This window comes from Mycobacterium asiaticum, assembly GCF_001668675.1.
GTDB lineage: Bacteria > Actinomycetota > Actinomycetes > Mycobacteriales > Mycobacteriaceae > Mycobacterium > Mycobacterium asiaticum_D.
Genome location: NZ_LZKQ01000116.1, coordinates 1 through 901, shown reverse-complemented (window position 1 = coordinate 901; position 901 = coordinate 1). Strand labels below are relative to the sequence as shown.

Annotated in this window: 1 pseudogene; it reads left to right on the top strand. The window is 67.8% G+C overall.

Annotated elements, in window-relative coordinates:
• A pseudogene (locus tag A9X01_RS30455) lies at positions 1–901 on the top strand (hypothetical protein); the annotation flags it as partial.

Below are 901 nucleotides of genomic sequence, written 5' to 3'. Positions count from 1 at the left end.
CCGCTGCCCGGGTTCCCCGGCTTCCAGTTCCCGCCGCTGAACTTCGGCCTGCCCGGCATCACCATCCCCGGCTTCCCGGGCCTGGTGCTGCCCGACTTCGGCGCCGCCCTCACCGGCGGCCTCAACACCCTGATCAACCTCGGTGCCAACCTGGAACTGCCGCCGCTGCCCGGGTTCCCCGGCTTCCAGTTCCCGCCGCTGAACTTCGGCCTGCCCGGCATCACCATCCCCGGCTTCCCGGGCCTGGTGCTGCCCGACTTCGGCGCCGCCCTCACCGGCGGCCTCAACACCCTGATCAACCTCGGTGCCAACCTGGAACTGCCGCCGCTCACGTTGCCGCCGTTCACGCTGCCGTCATTGACGTTGCCGCCGTTCGCGCTGCCGCCATTCACGTTGCCGCCATTCAGCATCCAACTGCCGACGCTTCCCGAGATCGGTGCCTCTATCGCTGGTGGCATCACCGCAGCGGTCAACCTGGGTCAGACTCTCGCGGCCAGCTTGCAGCTCCCGCCGCTTGCGCTGCCTCCGCTTACGCTGCCGCCGTTCAGCTTCCCGCCGCTGCCAGCACTTCCGGACATCGGCGCCAGCATCAACGCCGGGATCAACTCGTTGATCAACCTGGCTGGCAACATCACACTGCCGCCGTTTGCGTTGCCGCCGTTCAGCTTCCCGCCACTGCCTCCGCTCACCTTGCCGGCACTCCCCGAGTTCAACCTTCCCGCGCTGTCCGCCGCGCTCAATGCGGCCCTGACAGGCAGCATTGGGGCCAGCATCAGCGGTCTCTCCGTCGCCCTTACAGGGGCGCTCACGGGTGGTCTGCCTGCGCTGAACGGCGGCAACGCAAACGGCGGCAGTGTGATGTTGCCAGCCAGGTTGATCAACGAGTTGATCCCGGCGTTGA